The sequence below is a fragment of the Aneurinibacillus soli genome, assembly GCF_002355375.1.
In the GTDB taxonomy this organism is placed as follows: Bacteria; Bacillota; Bacilli; order Aneurinibacillales; family Aneurinibacillaceae; genus Aneurinibacillus; species Aneurinibacillus soli.
Genome location: NZ_AP017312.1, coordinates 4,016,181 through 4,032,746, shown reverse-complemented (window position 1 = coordinate 4,032,746; position 16,566 = coordinate 4,016,181). Strand labels below are relative to the sequence as shown.

The window sequence follows — 16,566 nt, the reverse complement described above, 5'->3', positions numbered from 1 at the left end:
ATATGGGAAACTCTTTTTTATCAAAAGCGAAAATTACAGCGATTGGCACGTATGCACCAGAACGTGTGTTAAGCAATTTTGACCTGGAAGAAATGGTGGATACAAGTGATGAGTGGATTTTTAGTCGGACCGGGATTCGAGAACGGCGAATTGCAGCTGAAGGGGAATTCACAACGGATTTATGTGTGGCGGCGGTGCAGGATTTAATGAAAAGGTATGACAAGACAGTAGACGATGTCGATCTCATTCTTGTTGCAACTAGCACGCCTGATTACGCATTTCCGAGTGTAGCGAGTCAGGTGCAAGCACGATTAGGAATTGAAGATGCAGGTGCACTGGATATGAATGCGGCTTGTGCCGGGTTTGTGTATGCTTTGCAGATGGCGAACAGTGCCATCACATCAGGTATGAATAAAAAAGTGTTGGTTATTGGGGCGGAAACGTTGTCGAAAATAACAGACTTCAATGATCGTACAACATGTATCTTGTTTGGAGATGGAGCAGGAGCGATGCTTGTCGAGTATATAGAAGAGCGAGGGAGCTTCTTATCTGTCCACATGACGGCTAAAGGGGAAGGGGGAATTCATTTATATCGTACTGGACTTTCGAATCAAATGAACGGACAGGAATTACAAAACAGTGGTTATATTGTTCAAAACGGCAGAGAAGTGTATAAATGGGCGGTTACGACCGTGCCTTGCGGGATGGAGAAAGTTATGGAGAAGAGTGGGTCCGTGCTTGAGGCAGTGGATTGGTTTGTACCGCATAGTGCGAATTTGCGGATGATTGAGTCAATTTGTGAACGTAGTGGATTTCCGCTAGAGAAAACGTTATGGAGCCTAGAGCATTTCGGCAATACGTCAGCAGCATCCATTCCACTCGCGCTGAATAAAGGAATAGTGGAAGGAAAAGTGAAAGCAGGCGATCGTGTTTTGCTGTATGGTTTTGGCGGTGGATTGGTGCAAGCAGGAATTTTGCTAGAGTGGATGGTATAGAAAATAAGATGGGTGGTATGTGGTGGGAGGGAAAAGCAAGGAAGTTTGCAGGAGTTATTCTTTCGCTCCTGCTTATCCCAGTTGTTGTTTGTTCCTGTAATAACCAAAATAATGACTAATAGGGACACAACGCGGAAAACATATGCTAAGGAGTTCACGAGAACGATGACACGGAGGCATCATGAGCACTGTAGCTGCTAAGAAAAAAGAGTATAGGAAATGGTTGATTCTAGCTAACGTTTCGCTCGGCACCTTTATGGCGACGCTTGACGGAAGCATTACAAATGTGGCGCTGCCGAGTATTTCACACGCACTTGCAGTTCCCCTGAATCTTGTCCAATGGGTCATTACAGCTTATTTGCTTACGATTGCGGCACTTCTGCCGATCGTTGGGAAGTTATCCGATTCTCTAGGACGAGGTCGGCTTTATCAAGCAGGGTTTCTTACTTTTGTTGGAGGATCGATTTTTTGCGGGTTATCGGGCTCAATCTGGATGTTAATTGTCGGACGGATTGTACAAGCAGCGGGCGCAGCGTTGTTGATGGGGAATAGTCAGGCCATTGTAGCTTCCACTTTTTCAAAAGCAGAGAGAGGGAGGTCGCTTGGGATTACAGGAACCGTTGTTTCTTTGGGTTCTTTAACCGGTCCTGCCGTCGGTGGGATGCTTGTGAGTTCGTTTGGATGGGAATCAATTTTCTGGGTGAATGTTCCCATTGGGTTGCTGGCTTTCTTGGCAGGGATATGGATCTTGCCGAAAGAGAAGTTGGAACAAGTAAGCGAGCCTTTTGATTATACGGGGTCACTGTTGTATATGGTTGGGATTGTAGCGTTTCTTTATGTGTTATCAAATGTGCAAGTATGGGGATGGGGCTCTATTTGGACAATTGCCGGACTTGTGGGAGCGATTGGCCTTCTTATTGGATTTTATAAACGAGAAACTTCAATTTCGTTTCCTATGCTTGATTTTTCTTTATATCGAATTCGGACGTTTCGGGTGGGAAGTCTGGCGGCATTGTTATCGTTTATTTCCTTGTTTTGTATTACAGTCATGATGCCTTTTTATATGCAAAATGTGCTGGGTTATTCTCCGCATATTGTTGGATATGTGATGATGGCAAACCCGTTGGTTATGGCACTCGTTGCGCCACTCTCAGGCTGGCTGTCTGATCGGATAGGCCCGTTTTTCCTTACAACAGGTGGGCTTTTGTTAAATGCGGTGTCATTTGCCATGCTAACTACGCTAGGGGTAAAGGAATTACCGTGGCAAATCGCGCTACATCTGGCTTTGTTCGGGCTTGGAACGGGGATGTTTCAGTCACCGAATAATGCGAGCGTACTTGGGGCTGTACCACCTATCCAATTAGGTAGGGCAGGGGGATTGAATGCGCTGGTACGGAATCTGGGGATGGTGCTCGGGACGACTTTTTCTGTTTCGTTATTTTCCTTTCAGTTTCAGCGTCTAGCAGGCAGCGGTGAGCGTTTTACGATACAAGGGGAGGCGTATAGCGCTACCTTTATCGCGGCACTCCACAGTGTATTCGGGGCTGCCGCTGTGATTTGCCTGCTTGGTGCTTTTGTATCGGCACGAAGGGGGAAGCCAGTTAGGTGATGGAATAGATCCATATATGGGAGCATGAGGGAAAATCGCCAGCGATTATACTGGCGATTTTGTTATCTTACACATGTTTGGGCTTAGATAACATAAGGCCTCCTGCAATGCCGATAGAAGCAAACAGGACTGGAATAATAAAGGCTACGGCATATGCTTGTTGACTGTGAAGTCCCAGGTGGTCAAAAACAAGTCCCATAATAGGGGGAAGCAATACAGCACTGAAAAATCCACCTGTATTGGCGAGCCCGGTTAGTGCACCGACCTGCGCTACAGGGAAACTCTCTCGAATCGAGGCGAACGTAAGGGTGCTGATGCCGATTCCAAAACCAAGCGCAATAAACAGGACATATACAAGTGCAAGCGGCGGGTGCGCTTTGGTGAGAAGGAACACACTCCATACGGTAACGTTTAGTACTTGTAGCCATATATAAGGTGTCCGGCAATTGCCAGCTCGGGCGGCCATCCAACCGGACAATGGACCACCTGCGACTGCGCTGATGAGTGCTAGGCCAAGAATAGAGGCGGCTTCTGCGCGACTGATTCCATACATATCAAGCAAATATGGAATGGCCCATACACTGGTAAATCCAACATATGTACCTATGATTCCGAAGTGGCACAGAAAGGGTCCCCACACAGTCCGCTTCCGGATTAGGGTGGCGAATTCTCGCAGTGTGACTGCTGGATGCAAGTTCGCAGCATCAGCAGGAAACAGCATATCCCGGCGGCTGAATCCCCGATACATGATTAGCGCATGCACAAGCAGGATGATGCCCATACAGGTGAACGGCAGTCGCCAGCCAGAAGCGGTGACCCACCAGGCAAGTGGCATGGTCGTCAGCATATTGCCAAGGCTGCCCATCGCTCCCGTCATGCCAATCATTGTCGAGAATGAACGAGGCTCAAACGCTTTTCCGAGAATCAGTACACAATTCACCCAGATGAAAGCATCGCCAAACCCGATCAATGCGCGGGTGGCAAATAAAAGTGGCAGACTGTCTGCTGTACTGTATAGAATTGTTCCGAGACCACTTGCTAGGATACCTACAAGCAGCAGACGGGCCGGGCCGAGACGCGCTGCCCACAGCCCGATTGGAATTTGCAGACCTGCATACATGACAAATTGAAACGTACTCATGAGACCTAATACAGAAGCCGATACATGGAATTCGGACAGAAGTTGATCGCTAATGATGCCAGGGGCTGTCCGCTGACTGACAATAAGCAGATATGCAAAGGAAACGAGTAACCAGAGCATGCGAGCCTGATTCTTCGACTGCGGAATCGTCTTCTGTACGGAAGCGGATATGGAAGAAGGCATAGGGGAGTCTCCTTTTATATACATGTCTTTAGTTGTATTATACAACTAATAGTAAGGAGGAATTTATATGAGTATCTATGATTTTTCAGCCAAAACGATTACCGGAGAAGAGAAGTCACTTGCCGACTATAAAGGAAACGCTTTACTCATTGTAAATACAGCGAGCAAATGTGGGTTTACTCCGCAGTATAAAGGATTGCAGGCGTTGTATGAGAAATACCACAAGCAAAACTTCGAAGTGCTTGGATTTCCGTGCAACCAGTTCATGAAGCAGGAGCCGGGAACAGAGGCGGACATTCAACAGTTCTGTGAGTTGAATTACGGTGTGACCTTCCCGATGTTTGCCAAGATCGATGTGAAGGGAGCAAACGCGCACCCACTGTTTGTCTATTTGACCAAACAGGCACCGGGCATTTTGTCAGAGGCCGTGAAGTGGAATTTCACGAAGTTTCTTGTTGATCGGAATGGAGAGGTAATCAAGCGCTATGCACCGACAACAGCCCCGGAAGCGATCGAGGGAGAGATTGAGGCTATATTATAGAAGGAACCTAAATGCGTGAGAGAGAAGCAAGAGAGTATGCGAAACAAAAAGTATGTCAAGTCTGGAAGGAAAGGCGGCAAAATGACATTCGATTAAGGCGCTCCGATATGAATAAGAAAGGACGTGGGCAAATGGCACGGTATCGCTTTCTTTCACTTGGCCTGACGACTGTGCTTGCTCTAACAGCAGCGGGCTGCGGCAACATAACAGAGCAAGGTGCTCCTTCTCCCGCACAGTCTACAGAACAGCCGGCCAAGCCAGTGTCTGGGCAGAGCAGTGCCAGCTATATAGCTCCCTTGACAGGCCTGCCTGCTGATCACGAATTAAAGGATCGGGTTGTGATGGTCATGATCAACAATTACAGCAAGGCACGACCACAATCCGGGCTGGATCAGGCAGATATGGTGTATGAAATGCTAGAAGAAGGACTGATTACTCGCTTCATGGCGTTCTATCAGAGTCATTCTCCGAAAATAGTCGGTCCAGTGCGCAGCATTCGCCCATATAATGTCGAGCTTGGTCAAGGATTCGATGCAATCATGTCACATGCAGGCGGCAGTGTTGCAGCCCTCTCTATGCTCAAAAATGGGCAATATGCCGACTTAGACGAGATTTATGCCTACAGCAAAGCGTACTGGCGTGACAAATCCCGCCGCGCGCCGCACAATCTGTATACAAGCATCGTCAGGCTGCGGACCGGGGCAGAAGCAAAAGGGTACAATCTTGGAGGAGCGACTCCGACCTTTTCTTTTAAAGCACCGGATGAGCCGATGGGTGGAGAGACAGCGACATCCATTCATGTCATGTATTCGAAGCGCAATACTGCCGGATATGAATATGATGCTGCGACGAAGCAATATAAGCGTCTGACCGCAGGCAAGCCACATATGGATAAAGAAACCGGAAAACAACTGACGGTGACCAATGTGCTTGTGATCGCCGCTCATCATCGGACACTCGATCAAGAGGGGCGGCTTGAGATCGATACAACAGGACCGGGGCAGGGCTATATGTTCCAGCACGGCAAAGCCCTCTCAGTTACCTGGGAACGCCGGAATGATGGGGCGATCCGTGCCTATCAGAACGGTGTAGAAGTGAAGTTGTATCCGGGTACAACCTGGGTGAACGTTGTACCGGACACTCCGTCCCTAAAAGCTCATCTTACTTATAAGTAAGCATGGTTTGCGGAAAACGTTTTCCTTGTCAAAGAGCAGGGAATTTCTTATTATAGAAATAACGGCGGCTTTACCTCATAACTTGTGTAAAGTATTGCCTGGCTAAAGCGTGAAATGGCAAGGGAACGGAGGGGTCACCCGTGCAATTGGATAAAATCAGGGGACGAGAACTGGAGCAGTTGTTTGAAGCGATTCTCGCACTGGATACGATGGAAGACTGCTACCTGTTTTTTGACGATTTGTGTACCGTTAATGAGATGAAATCAATGGCACAACGTCTGGAAGTCGCACGCATGCTGCGCGAGAAACAGACGTACAGCCAGATTGAAGAAGAGACCGGGGCGAGCACGGCGACGATTTCGCGCGTGAAACGCTGCCTGAATTATGGAAATGGCGGCTACTTTGCCGCACTGGAACGGATGAATCCAAAAAAGTAACTGTGTAATGAGCGAAAGCCTCCCGTTAGTACGGGAGGTTTTTTACTGCCCCCAAGTTTCGGTATAATGAAGGGCAGATAAGAACGAGGAGGACATCAAACGTGGAAATGCACACCTGGAAGCATGTATTTAAATTAGATCCGGACAAGGAGATCAGCGATGACGCGCTGGAGTTAGTATGCGAGTCTGGAACAGATGCGATTATCGTCGGGGGCACGACGAATGTAACGTTCGACAATACAATTGACCTGTTAAGTCGTATTCGACGCTATGCTCTGCCGTGCGCATTGGAAGTGTCCAATATGGAGGGGATCGTGCCAGGTTTTGATTTTTATTTTGTGCCGCTTGTGCTCAATGCCCAAAATCCGGACTTAATTCTGGGTGCACATGTCGAAGGGCTAAAAGAGCACGGACCTTTTATTAAATGGGAGGAAGTAGCGGTAGAAGGCTACGTCGTCTGCAATCCAGACTCTACGGTGGCACAGCTGACAGAAAGTCGTACGGAGATTGATGAGGATACGATGAAGGCGTATGCCCGTCTGGCAGATCAGATGCTCCGCCTCCCTGTGCTCTACATCGAATACAGCGGTACATACGGCAATCCGGATATGGTGAAGGCAGCCCGCAAAGTCGTGCAGAACAGCCAGATTTTTTACGGTGGTGGCATTCGGACGCCAGAGCAGGCACAGGAGATGGCACAGTGGGCAGATACTGTGGTCGTTGGCAATGCTGTATATGAAAATATCGAACATGCGCTCGCAACAGTAGAAGCTGTAAAGCGCCAAAAATGATATAATCAAAGGATACTGATGGAGAGTGAAAGGGGTTTTTGGCCTTGTTTATACAGGAAAATGATCCGCTCGCGGGCTTGAATCCACAGCAGCGGGAAGCGGTGCTCGCAACAGATGGCCCACTGCTTCTGCTCGCCGGAGCGGGAAGCGGGAAGACCCGTGTGCTGACGCAGCGGATTGCGTATTTATTGAAAGAAAAAAATGTCGTGCCGTGGAGCATTCTGGCTATTACCTTCACGAATAAGGCTGCGCGTGAAATGAAAGATCGGATCTCGTCCATCGTCGGCCCGGACGCAGAAGACATCTGGATTTCCACGTTCCACTCGATGTGTGTACGTATTTTGCGCCGCGACATTGATCGTCTGGGATATAATCGGAATTTCACCATTCTTGATTCGAGTGATCAGTTGTCGGTCGTAAAGCAGTGTGAGAAAGACTTAAACATCGATCCGAAAAAATACGATCCACGTGCCGTGCTTGGCATGATCAGCAGTGCCAAAAATGAGCTGAAAACAGCGGAACAGTGCGCCGATATGATCGTTGGTCCGGTCGAGCAGGTCGCTTATAAAGTATACACGCAGTACCAGAAAAAGCTGAAAAACAATAACTCACTTGACTTTGATGACTTGATCATGAAAACAATTGAGCTGTTCAAAGCCGAACCGGAAGTGCTGGAGTTCTATCAGAAAAAATTCCGCCATATTCATGTCGATGAGTATCAAGATACGAACCGTGCCCAGTATATGCTGGTCAAAATGCTGGCATCTGCCTCGAAAAATATCTGCGTCGTCGGAGACTCGGATCAGTCCATTTATCGCTGGCGCGGGGCGGACATTACGAATATCTTGAATTTCGAAAAAGACTACCCGAACGCCCGGGTCATTCTGCTGGAGCAGAACTACCGTTCTACCAAAAAAATTCTCGAAGCAGCCAATCATGTCATCAAGAACAATGTGGGCCGCAAAGCGAAAAATCTGTGGACTGATAACGACGAAGGTTTAAATATTCGCTATTACACTGCAGACAGTGAGCATACAGAAGCGTATTACATCGTCGGTCAGATTCAAAAGGCGATCGAGAACGGTCGCCAGTACCGTGATATGGCGGTTTTATACCGCACGAATGCCCAGTCGCGGGTTGTGGAGGAAGTGTTCGTTAAATCGAACATTCCATATAACATCGTCGGCGGCACGAAGTTCTATGATCGCAAAGAGATTAAAGATATGCTGGCGTACTTACGCCTCATCTCCAACCCGGATGACGACTTGAGCTTAACGCGCATCATTAATGTGCCGAAGCGGGGCATCGGGGCAAGTACGGTCGAGAAGATTGCCGCGTATGCCACGCAGCACGGTCTCTCCATGTATCGGGCAATTCAGGAAGTGGATCAGATTGGTCTATCCGCTCGTACGACAGGACTTGTCGCAGGATTCGCCCGCCTCGTATCGGAGCTTGGAAGCATGCAGGAATACGTCAGTGTAACCGAGTTAGCAGAGGAAGTGCTGAATCGGACGGAATATAAGGAAGAATTGCGCCGGGAAGGAACACTTGAAGCGCGCAGCCGTCTGGAAAATATCGACGAGTTCCTGTCCGTTACGATGGAATTCGAGCGGACGAGTGAAGACAAGACACTCGTAGCGTTTCTGACCGACCTTGCACTTGTCGCGGACATTGATAAGCTGGATGAGACAGAAGAGGACAAAGGCAATGCGGTTGTCCTGATGACGCTGCACAGCGCGAAGGGATTGGAGTTCCCGATGGTATTCTTGGTCGGGATGGAGGAAGGCATCTTCCCACACTCTCGCGCTTTGATGGAGGAAGCAGAGATGGAAGAAGAACGCCGACTCGCATATGTGGGCATTACCCGTGCTGAGCAGGAGCTGTTCCTGACGCGGGCGCTTATGCGGACACTGTACGGTCAGACCAAGATGAATTCTCCGTCCCGCTTCATTGAAGAAATTCCCGAGCATCTGCTAGAAGCGGAAGGAAGTGTGCAGCAGCGTATCGCAAGTCGCTATGGCAGTACGGGTACGGCTTCGCGCGGCGGCTCGTATGGCGGCAACAGCAGTATGTCTGCGCCGCGCACAGGAGTTGTCCCGATGCGTGCATCTGGCACCGCTTCTGCACCTTCATCGGGTGGAGCTGATGTGTCCGTAGATTGGAAAGCGGGCGAGAAAGTGAAACACAGTAAATGGGGAGAAGGCACAATTGTGTCGACGAAAGGAAGCGGACAGGATCTGGAGTTGACCATTGCGTTCCCGAATCCGGTCGGAATTAAGAAGCTACTGGCCAAATTCGCCCCGGTGGAAAAAGCGTAACGGAGGAATGTCCATGGACCGAACGGAAACGATCGCACGCATCGAGCAACTGCGTGCCACGATTGAGCGGCATAATTATTTGTACTATGTCAAAGATGAGCCATCCATCGCGGATTATGAATACGATAAGCTCATGCAGGAATTGATTCGGCTTGAAGGAGAGTTTCAGGAGTTGGTTACAGCCGAATCTCCGACTCAGCGCGTCGGGGGGACGCCGCTTGCCTCTTTCGATAAAGTGGAGCACCGCATTCCGATGCTTAGCTTAAGCAATGCTTTTAACGCACAAGATTTGCGTGAGTTTGACCGTCGTGTGCAGCAGGGGATCGGTACAGAAGAGTTAATACGCTACGTATGCGAATTAAAAATTGACGGGTTAGCTGTTTCCTTACGCTATGAGAACGGACGATTCTTGCAGGGAGCGACACGCGGGGATGGGCGTACGGGGGAAGATATTACGCAGAACTTACGCACCATCCGTTCGCTACCCCTGGTGCTTAAACAGCCGCTCAGCATCGAAGTGCGTGGGGAAGCGTACATGCCCCGCCGCGCATTCGAGCGGTTGAATCATGAGCGGGCCGAACGGGAAGAGGCGCTGTTTGCCAATCCGCGCAACGCCGCCGCAGGCTCCCTGCGCCAGCTTGACCCCAAAATCGCAGCAGAACGCTCGCTGGATCTATTCTTGTATTCGATGGTCGGGGACGAGGGGCTTCCCGCTGCTTCCCACAGCGGTGCGCTTGCGTTGATGGAAGAGCTTGGTTTCAAAGTAAACCCGGAGCGGCGGGTGTTTGACGGAATCGAAGCAGTCATTTCATTTATCGAAGGCTGGACGGATCGCCGTAGTGAACTTGCGTATGACATTGATGGCATGGTTGTGAAAGTGGACAGCTTCGCTTATCAGGACGAACTTGGCTTCACAGCCAAAAGCCCGCGCTGGGCAATTGCGTATAAGTTTCCGGCAGAAGAAGCGGTGACTGTACTCCGGGACATCGAGATTACAGTAGGCCGTACAGGTGCCATTACGCCAACCGCTCTTCTGAACCCGGTCAGCCTGGCTGGAACAACGGTGGAGCGGGCTTCTCTGCACAACGAAGACATTATTCGCGAGAAGGGGATTATGCTGGGTGATCATGTCATCGTCAAAAAGGCAGGAGACATTATCCCGCAGATCGTCGGTGTTAAAACAGAGATGCGTGACGGCAGCGAACAGCCGTATCAGATGCCCACTCACTGTCCGGAATGCAACAGCGAACTTGTCCGTCTGGAAGAAGAAGTAGCCCTGCGCTGCATCAATCCACAGTGCCCGGCACAGATTCGCGAGGGTATCATTCATTTTGTCTCCCGCAATGCGATGAACATTGACGGGGTGGGCGAGAAAGTGGTCAAACAGCTGCATGAGCACGAACTCATTCACAGTGTAGCTGACCTGTACGATTTGGAACGGGATAAGCTGCTTCAGCTAGAACGTATGGGTGAGAAGTCAGTTGATAACATGCTTGCGGCGATTGAGAAAAGTAAAGAGAACTCATTAGAGCGCCTGTTGTTCGGCCTTGGTATCCGTTTTGTCGGAGAGAAGGCGGGAAGCATTCTGGCTCGTCACTTTGGTACGATGGATCGCCTGCGCGAAGCGACGGAAGAGGAATTGACCGGTGTTCATGAGATCGGTACAAAAATGGCGGGAAGCATTGTCAAATACTTTGCCAAGCCGGAAGTGACGGGGACGATTGAGCGCTTGCAGGCAGCTGGCGTTAATATGGACTATAAGGGACTGCGTATCGACGACATTCCAACAGATTCCCCATTCTCCGGTAAGACGATTGTGCTGACGGGAACACTTGAGCAGATCACACGTAAAGAAGCACAGCAGATGATCGAAACGCGTGGCGGCAAAGTAGCGGGAAGCGTTAGTAAGAAGACCGACCTGGTTGTTGCAGGTGAAGCAGCAGGCTCGAAACTTGTAAAAGCGAATGAGTTAGGGATTCAGGTCATTAACGAGGAAACATTTTTGGAATGGGTACGTGCCTAATTGAATACAGTCAGGACTCCCTGCTTGCACAGTTGGTGTAGGTAGGGATTTTTTTATGATTCGGCTTAATTATTTAGGTAAAAAGTAATATTATATCTGTTAAAGAATGTTTATTTAGACCTAATTAAATGGTAGAATGATACATACAAAATTCCATTTCATGATAAAGTAGGGTGATGGGTGTACAGGTAGGGGGATTAGAAATATGAATAAAGAAGTGGAACTTCAGGTTACATGTCCGGCTAATCTGAATTCCTTGTACTTTCTTGACGATTTTTGTGAACATTCACTTTCTTTTATTGGTAGTATAAAGAAAGAGTGGATCTGTTTTGCTGCTCATGAAGTCTTTATTAACATTATTGAGGCAACACGGCAACAATACGGGGACTCTCATAATAAAAAGTTAAGTATGCGTATTTCCAGTCAAAATAACGAAATAGAAATTGAGATAAGCGATGAGGTAAGTGGGATTCCAGATGAGATTCTGGGTAGCGTAAGAATCCGTACATTTGAGGATGTGTTGTTAGAAGAAAATAGTCGCGGACTTATGATGATTCATCATATAGCCGATGAATGGCAGTATGAAGCAGATGGAAATAAGGGGATATTCACTCTGCGATTTAGAGGAGAGATATAATGGACAATTACACACAAGATCAAAATGAAATTCGAGTCGCTGTGCATTCTGTAAATCAATACCAAAAGATTACCTTGTCAGGCAAGTTGATTTATGGGAAGACAAACGAAGTGAAAGAAAAAATCATCCAGATGCTAACCGTTGCGGAAGGGTACATCTTTGACGCAAACGGCCTGAAAATGATTGATAGTACCGGGTTGGGAATGCTGGTTACCGTTGTGAAGCAAATCAAAAAACAAAATTGTCCTATCGTCATTGTGGTCAAACCAGGGATTATTCGGGAACTATTTATGATTGCAAAATTCGATTTGATTTTTTCGATCGTGGAGAGCGAAGATGAAGCTTTGCAAATACTGTCGAATGAAGGATCGTCCTGTTTGCCGTTAGATGATTACTAAACGATAAGGAGAATATCAATACGATGGCGATTGTTCTAATTGATACAAGTCCAATGCTAGGAGATGCATTACGGAAGATCGGCTATCAAAATATTGTTACATTATCTTCTCCTGATCAATTGGTTTCATATATAGGATTGGATGCGTCACGGGAATGTAGGGATGTGCTCTGTAAGATAGATGTAATTGTTGTGAAGAGCTTATTACCAGAATCATATATTCTTGACGTATCACAGCGTATTCTCTCACATCCTGATTTTAAGGATGTTCCGATTATTGTGACGGTAGAATCAGTGGATCAGCAAACGATAGAAAGAGCTCAGGCGATAGGGGTTAGCGACTGTATATCTCCTTTGATTACAAAAGTCGAACTGCTAGCCCGCATTCGTTGGGCGTTAAAGCTTACACAGCGTATCCAGGAACAGAATCAAGATCGGAACAAACTGGAGTCGCTTATTTCTTGTTTTCAGAAAGAGCTAAATCTAGCAAAAAAACTGCAACGAAGCGTTTTAAGTATGCCTATTTATGAGCAGAACTTTGCGATCTCGGCTTATTATAAACCATCGGATGTTTTATCGGGCGATATGTATTGCTGGTACGAGATCAAAGAAGGATGTTATGGGGTGATGCTGATTGACGTTATGGGGCATGGCGTATCCGCTTCACTTGTTAGCATGTCGCTTCGGGCATTGCTTCGGGGCTTGATTATGCGTGTGACAGACCCGGTGCTGGTCATGGAGGAGTTAAATCGACAGATTCACCATATATTTCTTAAGGAAGAAGCTGTGTTGTATTTCACAGCTTTTTACATGGTCATTAATACACACAATCAAACCATTCAATATGTTAATGCCGGCAGTCCGTGTGGATTTTTGAGAAAAGAAACAAACGTTTTTCAAGAGTTGGATCAGGGGTGCTGTCCGATTGGGATCATTCCAGATATGAAGATACAAAAAGGGTGCCTTACGTATGAGAAAGGAACACAGATTGTGTTATATACAGATGGGGTATTTGACTTGTTTAGCAATTCGGCACAGGAAGCATACCAGAAGATAAAAGAGAATATTTTATTGTCTTCTTCGATTGATATACAAGATGTATTAGCGTGTATAACGAGGTCGTATGACCAATCAATAGCGAAAGATGACATCTGCATAATTGCGATTCAATTATAGAAGGGGAGACTATTTTTGAGACTAAACAGCATACGAGCAAGGATGCTAGCGGCATTCCTATTAATATTTGCGTTGTTTATTGGTGTGATTTCATACGTGCTGATTGGAATTAACAGTCATGTGAAAGAAATCGAAGAGATGGAGCGAAGCACAGTCCCGCTTGCTCTAAAAGCGGATGAAATGAAGCTGTCAGTCGTACAGGTACAGCAATTTCTTACAGATATTAGTGCGACACGTGGATTGAACGGACTGAATGATGGGTTTGAAAAAGCGGATGAAAACGCAAAAAGTTTTACGAACAATGTAAAGGAAGTCGAGGTTATTTATGCCGGAGATAAGAAGAACTTAGAAGGGCTTAAGCAGGCTTTTGCTGATTATTATACGATGGGCAAAAAAATGGCCAATGACTATGTTCAAGGTGGTCCGGCAAAAGGGAACCAGACAATGGGTGAATTCGATGCGTATGCAGAAAAGATCAATCAGCAAGTGGATCAATTCCGGGCGGAAGCATTGAAAAATGTACAGGATACAGTTGCGCATGCAAGGGAAACGATTAAAAGCTTAATTCAAATTGCAGTCGTTTCTTTTATCATCATCATCCTGCTTTCGTTACTGATTTCGTTCTTGTTGAGTCGCTCAATTGTGAATCCGATTTCCCGACTTGTGCGAAGTGCGGAAGAAATTTCGCAAGGGGATCTCACCAATCCGATTGATGTGACTTCCAAAGACGAAGTCGGCATATTATCGGCTTCCTTTGAAAAAATGAGAGTGGAGTTACATGACTTAATCGTAAAGATGAAAAATATGTCCCATACACTTGATTCAAGCAGTCATGAACTATCAGAATCATCTCATCAGACGGGAGAAACGTCTAATCAGATTGCTGCAACGATTCATGAAGTGGCAGATGGAGCCAGCCAGCAGGCAGAATCGACGACGTATGTTCTGCACAAGATGAATGATGCCATCGATCAGACGAAGGATGGAAGCCTGCAAGTAAAACAAACGTTAGATCAGGCGCTAGAAGCTACCCGGATGGCCTATGAAGGAGACCAATCCATTAACCAGGCCATTCAGAATTTGGAATCGGTAAGTCGTACAGTGCGGTTCGCAACGGACTCGATTCATAAGCTAGGGAGGCGTTCACAAGAAATCGGAAGTATTATAACGGTGATTACTGATATATCAGGACAGACGAACTTGCTGGCTCTGAATGCGGCTATTGAAGCGGCGCGTGCTGGTGAACATGGAAAAGGCTTTGCGGTTGTGGCAGATGAAGTACGGAAGCTGGCAGAACAATCAAGCCAGGCAGCCAAGCAAATTACGGATATGATTATGGATATTCAGGCAGAAACATCGGTTACCGTACGTACGATGGAAAGTAATCTTGATGCGGTGGAGAGTCAGGTAAGTATCATTGCGGAGGGAGGAAAGGCGCTTAATATGATTGTGAGTAAAGTAGAAGGGACCGAGAAAAGCGTACACGCCATTCATGAGATTTTTCTGTCTTTAGAGAAGACATCAGCGGATGTGCTGCGATCCATTGAGGATGTAGCGAGCATTACCGAAGAATCTGCAGCCTCTTCCCAACAAGTAGCGGCCGCTGCACAGGAGCAGTCTGCGACTGTGGAAGAGCTTGCAGCGAGTGCGACTGAACTTTCCCATCTGGCTGAGCAGTTAAAAGAGGCGGTAGCTGTTTTTAAAGTAGATACAGCAAGATAATAAAGAGGAGGTCAGGCCGGTTTGTTCTGGCAGTTTTTGGGCGTGTATTTTTCTGCCTATATTGAACGCTTTCTCTCCATCGGTAATATATTGAAGCGATAGTACTAACGCCTAGCTTTTTACTATTACCGAGGGGGGAAAGAAAATGTCTGACCATACACATGATGAAGAATTCGAACATTTGGCACCGATCTTCCATAAAAAACTGCATTTGCGAGAAGTCGTTCTGCATCTGATGGAATCGATTGCGGATGAGGAATTTGCACTTGCAAAACTGGTTTGTGCCGAGGCGGATAAAATCCATGCTTTTGTGGGAGAAAAGAAAAATTTTCCTACTTGTCCGCATAACCAGCAAATTATTGATTTTAATCAGGAAGTTAGTCGGTTGATTGAAGCGGTAGTCATGAAGGAATGGCTGCTACTCAAAAAGCTGGAGGATACGATTCGATTTGTTGAGCGCCCGTTTTGTGAGGATGAGGAGTAATGGATGTTGAGCGCAAAGTGAATGAGAAGTTACTGCAGTCGCTTTTGGCTTCCGAACGTTCTATTGATCAGCATACGAGAGCGGTGCGCAAACTAAAACGGGCATCTGAAAATGAACTGGATTTTTCGAAAAAGCATGAGATGTACTCCATAGAAGTGATGCTTCGTTCTCTGGATCAGATGAAACGAATTATAGAAAGAAAAAGATCGTTGTTAAAATCATTGAAATAGGGGAGAGCACGGACAGGTAATGTCCGTGCTCTCCCCCTCTTTCTTTAATAGAATTAGGTGTTAAGATGTCCCACGATAAAGTCAAGCACATCCTGCATCTTCGTTTCCAGTACAATTTCTTTTTTGATAATCGTACGGAGAGTTCGGTTCACACTATTGTTTATATCAACTAAATTATTCGTAGAAACCCCTGGAACGGTAATTGCCTTGTTAATTTTATTAGCTTCCGCCCCGATTAACTTGCCAAGCGCAGTTTCTTCAGCAGCAATCGAGTTTAATACACTAACTAACCCGGGAAGCAAAGCAGCTAAATTTACACCAAAACTGTGATTAAGAGCAGTAGCAGCATCGAGGTTATCCTGCAGTTTTGTTTCCAGTACGATATTCTTTTTGACAATTGTACGTAGCAGTTGCTCTACGTTTGCGTTTATGGTGAGTAAGTGGAGGATGTTTGCATCGGTGGCAAGGACTTTGTTGGCCTCGGCAGTAATCATGCTGGCTAACTGTAGTTCTTCAAATGCAATGGACTCAAGTATCGCATTTAACGCGGCCCCGACATCTGTTGAAGTTTGTTGCAAAACCTCATTTTGATTTTCTTCGTTACTCATTTATATCATCCTTTCTTTTTTGATACCGCATTATATGAGTTGCTGTTTTTATTGGTATAGACAGGTATCAGGGGGCAAATGATAATTTTTTAGCAACTG

General features: G+C 46.8%; 16 protein-coding genes. 14 read left to right on the top strand and 2 right to left on the bottom strand.

From position 1 onward, the window contains the following. The first annotated feature begins 2 nt into the window (after nt 1-2). Both CB4_RS20310 and CB4_RS20305 read left to right on the top strand, forming a co-directional pair. Complete coding sequence (locus CB4_RS20310) at nt 3-995, top strand: ketoacyl-ACP synthase III (protein WP_096467495.1); 993 nt, start codon at nt 3-5, stop codon at nt 993-995. 181 nt (nt 996-1,176) lie between these two features. Beyond that, a complete protein-coding gene (locus CB4_RS20305; protein ID WP_096467494.1) occupies nt 1,177-2,604 on the top strand; it encodes an MFS transporter in 1,428 nt (475 codons plus the stop codon). A 67-nt stretch (nt 2,605-2,671) separates the two neighbouring features. Here the strand turns inward: CB4_RS20305 and CB4_RS20300 are convergent, their stop codons facing one another. Continuing rightward, complete coding sequence (locus tag CB4_RS20300; RefSeq protein WP_157738090.1) at nt 2,672-3,928, bottom strand: MFS transporter; 1,257 nt, start codon at nt 3,926-3,928, stop codon at nt 2,672-2,674. A gap of 67 nt (nt 3,929-3,995) precedes the next feature. Between CB4_RS20300 and CB4_RS20295 the strand changes: the two genes are divergently transcribed. The 12 genes from CB4_RS20295 (at nt 3,996) to CB4_RS20240 (ending at nt 15,859) form a co-directional block, all read left to right on the top strand. Beyond that, on the top strand, nt 3,996-4,469 hold the full coding sequence (locus CB4_RS20295) for a glutathione peroxidase (RefSeq protein WP_096467492.1): 474 nt from the start codon (nt 3,996-3,998) through the stop codon (nt 4,467-4,469). A 107-nt stretch (nt 4,470-4,576) separates the two neighbouring features. Beyond that, nucleotides 4,577-5,644, top strand: coding sequence for a DUF3048 domain-containing protein (locus CB4_RS20290; protein ID WP_157738088.1), 1,068 nt, complete (start codon nt 4,577-4,579; stop codon nt 5,642-5,644). A 140-nt stretch (nt 5,645-5,784) separates the two neighbouring features. Beyond that, the gene (locus CB4_RS20285; protein WP_096467490.1) at nt 5,785-6,081 is read left to right on the top strand and encodes a YerC/YecD family TrpR-related protein; all 297 of its coding nucleotides are present in this window, start codon (nt 5,785-5,787) and stop codon (nt 6,079-6,081) included. A 107-nt stretch (nt 6,082-6,188) separates the two neighbouring features. Next, nucleotides 6,189-6,872, top strand: coding sequence for a heptaprenylglyceryl phosphate synthase (pcrB, locus tag CB4_RS20280; protein WP_096467823.1), 684 nt, complete (start codon nt 6,189-6,191; stop codon nt 6,870-6,872). Nucleotides 6,873-6,916: 44 nt separating this feature from the next. Beyond that, nucleotides 6,917-9,190, top strand: a complete 2,274-nt coding sequence (pcrA, locus tag CB4_RS20275) for a DNA helicase PcrA (RefSeq protein ID WP_231956092.1) — start codon at nt 6,917-6,919, stop codon at nt 9,188-9,190. A 13-nt stretch (nt 9,191-9,203) separates the two neighbouring features. Next, nucleotides 9,204-11,213, top strand: a complete 2,010-nt coding sequence (ligA, locus tag CB4_RS20270) for an NAD-dependent DNA ligase LigA (RefSeq protein WP_096467488.1) — start codon at nt 9,204-9,206, stop codon at nt 11,211-11,213. A 205-nt stretch (nt 11,214-11,418) separates the two neighbouring features. Beyond that, a complete protein-coding gene (locus CB4_RS20265; protein WP_096467487.1) occupies nt 11,419-11,850 on the top strand; it encodes an ATP-binding protein in 432 nt (143 codons plus the stop codon). Then, nucleotides 11,850-12,248: an STAS domain-containing protein gene (locus CB4_RS20260; protein WP_096467486.1), complete on the top strand. Its 399-nt coding sequence runs from the start codon at nt 11,850-11,852 to the stop codon at nt 12,246-12,248. The genes CB4_RS20265 and CB4_RS20260 overlap by 1 nt, the downstream gene beginning before the upstream one ends. A gap of 23 nt (nt 12,249-12,271) precedes the next feature. After that, nucleotides 12,272-13,423 carry a PP2C family protein-serine/threonine phosphatase gene (locus tag CB4_RS20255; protein ID WP_096467485.1) on the top strand — a complete coding sequence of 384 codons (1,152 nt, stop codon included), beginning with the start codon at nt 12,272-12,274 and terminating at the stop codon, nt 13,421-13,423. Nucleotides 13,424-13,438: 15 nt separating this feature from the next. Continuing rightward, nucleotides 13,439-15,145, top strand: a complete 1,707-nt coding sequence (locus tag CB4_RS20250) for a methyl-accepting chemotaxis protein (RefSeq protein WP_146226625.1) — start codon at nt 13,439-13,441, stop codon at nt 15,143-15,145. A 145-nt stretch (nt 15,146-15,290) separates the two neighbouring features. Beyond that, nucleotides 15,291-15,629 carry an alpha-helical endospore appendage domain-containing protein gene (locus tag CB4_RS20245; RefSeq protein WP_231956091.1) on the top strand — a complete coding sequence of 113 codons (339 nt, stop codon included), beginning with the start codon at nt 15,291-15,293 and terminating at the stop codon, nt 15,627-15,629. After that, complete coding sequence (locus CB4_RS20240) at nt 15,629-15,859, top strand: hypothetical protein (RefSeq protein ID WP_096467483.1); 231 nt, start codon at nt 15,629-15,631, stop codon at nt 15,857-15,859. Before CB4_RS20245 ends, CB4_RS20240 begins: the two co-directional genes overlap by 1 nt. 53 nt (nt 15,860-15,912) lie before the next feature. Here the strand turns inward: CB4_RS20240 and CB4_RS20235 are convergent, their stop codons facing one another. Continuing rightward, nucleotides 15,913-16,467: an alpha-helical endospore appendage domain-containing protein gene (locus CB4_RS20235; protein WP_096467482.1), complete on the bottom strand. Its 555-nt coding sequence runs from the start codon at nt 16,465-16,467 to the stop codon at nt 15,913-15,915. Nucleotides 16,468-16,566: the final 99 nt, after the last annotated feature.

Bases quoted from the DNA above. Each gene is read 5' to 3' on its own strand.
- CB4_RS20310 (WP_096467495.1), top strand. From the start codon at position 3: ATGGGAAACTCTTTTTTATCAAAAGCGAAAATTACAGCGATTGGCACG.
- CB4_RS20305 (WP_096467494.1), top strand. From the start codon at position 1,177: ATGAGCACTGTAGCTGCTAAGAAAAAAGAGTATAGGAAATGGTTGATT.
- CB4_RS20300 (WP_157738090.1), bottom strand. From the start codon at position 3,928: ATGCCTTCTTCCATATCCGCTTCCGTACAGAAGACGATTCCGCAGTCG.
- CB4_RS20295 (WP_096467492.1), top strand. From the start codon at position 3,996: ATGAGTATCTATGATTTTTCAGCCAAAACGATTACCGGAGAAGAGAAG.
- CB4_RS20290 (WP_157738088.1), top strand. From the start codon at position 4,577: ATGAATAAGAAAGGACGTGGGCAAATGGCACGGTATCGCTTTCTTTCA.
- pcrB (WP_096467823.1), top strand. From the start codon at position 6,189: ATGCACACCTGGAAGCATGTATTTAAATTAGATCCGGACAAGGAGATC.
- ligA (WP_096467488.1), top strand. From the start codon at position 9,204: ATGGACCGAACGGAAACGATCGCACGCATCGAGCAACTGCGTGCCACG.
- CB4_RS20265 (WP_096467487.1), top strand. From the start codon at position 11,419: ATGAATAAAGAAGTGGAACTTCAGGTTACATGTCCGGCTAATCTGAAT.
- CB4_RS20260 (WP_096467486.1), top strand. From the start codon at position 11,850: ATGGACAATTACACACAAGATCAAAATGAAATTCGAGTCGCTGTGCAT.
- CB4_RS20255 (WP_096467485.1), top strand. From the start codon at position 12,272: ATGGCGATTGTTCTAATTGATACAAGTCCAATGCTAGGAGATGCATTA.
- CB4_RS20245 (WP_231956091.1), top strand. From the start codon at position 15,291: ATGTCTGACCATACACATGATGAAGAATTCGAACATTTGGCACCGATC.
- CB4_RS20240 (WP_096467483.1), top strand. From the start codon at position 15,629: ATGGATGTTGAGCGCAAAGTGAATGAGAAGTTACTGCAGTCGCTTTTG.
- CB4_RS20235 (WP_096467482.1), bottom strand. From the start codon at position 16,467: ATGAGTAACGAAGAAAATCAAAATGAGGTTTTGCAACAAACTTCAACA.